Annotated in this window: 3 protein-coding genes; all 3 read left to right on the forward strand. The window is 69.2% G+C overall.

Features of this window, described 5'->3' with window-relative positions; translation table 11 throughout:
* Positions 1–550, forward strand: a 550-nt coding sequence (locus tag VTU_RS0105525) for a flagellar hook assembly protein FlgD (protein ID WP_010101685.1), incomplete at its 5' end; no start/stop codon positions are given.
* A gap of 24 nt (positions 551–574) precedes the next feature.
* A complete protein-coding gene (gene flgE, locus VTU_RS0105530) occupies positions 575–1855 on the forward strand; it encodes a flagellar hook protein FlgE (RefSeq protein WP_010101687.1) in 1281 nt (426 codons plus the stop codon).
* 12 nt (positions 1856–1867) lie between these two features.
* Positions 1868–2263: flagellar hook-basal body complex protein (locus tag VTU_RS0105535; protein ID WP_010101689.1), on the forward strand; the 396-nt coding region annotated here is incomplete at its 3' end.

A 2263-nucleotide genomic window follows, 5' to 3' on the forward strand; every position in this document is an offset into this window, starting at 1 on the left:
CGTCGCGCAGCTGAACAACCAGGACCCGATGAACCCGCTGGACAACGCGCAGATGACCTCGCAGATCGCGCAGATCAGCACGGTGAGCGGAATCGAGCAGCTCAACCAGACGGTGCAGGGGATGGCCGCGCAGTTCGGCGCGCTGCAATTCATGCAGGGCGCGGCGCTGGTCGGCCGCAGCGTGCTGAGCGAGGGTTCGGCGCTCGCAGTCGCTGGCAAGACCGGCAAGGGGGGCTTCGAGATCGCCGCGCCCGCGACCAACGTGCAGGTCGAGGTGCTGACCCCGGGCGGCCGGCTGCTCGAGCGCCTGGATCTCGGCGCCCAGGCCGCGGGCCGCCACAGCTTTGAATGGGACGCGAGCCGCTACCCGAACGAGCGCGACGCGCTGCAATTTCGCGTCACCGCCACGGCCGGCGCGAACGCGCTGGAGAGCACCCCGCTGAGCCTGTCCCAGGTGAGCGCCGCCGGCACCGACGCGGACGGTCAACTGGTTCTGACCCTGGCGAATGGCCAAAGCATCGGCTACCGCCAGATCAAGGCCCTGGTTTAGGTTGCAATTGGAAAGGAGCACATCATGGGTTTCCAACAGGGCCTGTCGGGCCTGAACGCCGCCGGCAAAAATCTCGACGTCATCGGGCACAACATCGCCAACACCAGCACCGTCGGCTTCAAGACGCAGCGGGCCGAATTCGCCGAAATGGTCGCCTCGGCCATCGGTTCGGCGGACGGCGCCAGCGCCGGCATTGGCGTGGAGACGGACGCGATCGCGCAGCAGTTCCTCCAGGGCAATCTGTCGATCACGGGAAACAATCTGGACGTGGCGATCAATGGCAATGGCCTGTTCACGCTGACCATGCCCGACGGAACGCCGGCCTACACCCGCTCGGGCAATTTCAAGCTCGACAAGGAGGGTCGTCTGGTCACCAACGGCCAGGCGCATGTGATGGGCTACCCCATGGACCCGGCGACCGGGCTGCGCACGGGAACCGTCCCGGTGGCGCTGGCCCTGCCCACCTCGGCGCCGATTCCCGCGAAACAGACGCGCAGCATCACGGCCGCGCTCAACCTCGACGCGCGCGCGGGCGTGGCGGCCGGCAACCCGGCGGCCACGCCCCCCCTCGCCGCCACGCCGCGCACCACCTATGGCACGTCCATCGAGGTGTACGACAGCCAGGGCGTGGCCAAGCCGGTGAGCCTGTATTTCGAGAAGACCACAACGAACAACACCTGGAACGTGTACGACCGGCTCGACGACCCCACGGCGACGCCGCCCGTGGTCGCCGCGCCCATTGGCCAGATCAGCTTTGACAACCAGGGCGCGATCACCGGCCCCCGGGCCGCGCCACCGAACATCGGCTTCGCGCTCACGCTGAACGTCGCCCCGACGCCGCCGAACCCGAACAACCTGCCCGCGTATCCCGTGCAGCTCAAGCTCGACGGCGTGACCCAGTTCGGCGCCAAGTTCGCCGTCTCGCAGCTGAGCCAGGACGGCTACACCTCGGGCGAGCTGACCGGCGTGGAAATCGAGGGCAACGGGATGATCACGGCGCGCTACTCGAACGGCGTGACGCGCTCCGAAGGCCAGATTGCGCTGGCGAACTTTCGCAACCCGCAGGGCCTGTCCGACGTGGGCGGGAACAGCTGGCTCGCGACCTTCGCGTCGGGCCCGCCGGTGCTGGGCGTCGCGGGCGAGGGCAGCCTGGGTGCGCTGCGCTCGGGCGCGCTCGAGGACTCGAACGTCGACCTGACCGCCGAGCTGGTGAACATGATGAGCGCGCAGCGCGCCTACCAGGCGAGCGCGCAAACCATCAAGACGCAGGACCAGGTGATGGCCACCCTGGTCAACCTGCGCTGATCCGCCCCCGCCATGGACCACATCATCTACACCTCGATGACCGGCGCCGGCGCCGCCGCGCACCGCCAGGCCGTGCTCGCGCACAACCTGGCGAACGTCTCCACCGAAGGTTTTCGCGCGCAGTTGTCGGCCTTCCGCTCGGTGCCCCTGCAGGGCGATGGCGCCAAGACCCGCGTATTTGCGCTCGAGGCCACCTCGGGCCACCTGGGCACGCCCGGCCCGGTGCAGCGCACGGAGCGCAACCTGGACGCCATGGCCGCGGGCAACGCCTGGTTTGCCGTGCAGGGACTCGACGGCACCGAGGCCTATACCCGGGCCGGCAGCTTCGAGGTCTCGCCCACGGGCCAGTTGCTCACGCCCGGCGGGCTGGCCGTCCTGTCCGACGGCGGCGTGCCGATCGACCTGCCC

This window comes from Verminephrobacter aporrectodeae subsp. tuberculatae At4 (assembly GCF_000193225.1).
Lineage (GTDB): Bacteria > Pseudomonadota > Gammaproteobacteria > Burkholderiales > Burkholderiaceae_C > Acidovorax > Acidovorax aporrectodeae.

Excerpts from the sequence above, each read along its gene's own strand:
- flgE (WP_010101687.1), top strand. The coding sequence starts at position 575 with ATGGGTTTCCAACAGGGCCTGTCGGGCCTGAACGCCGCCGGCAAAAAT.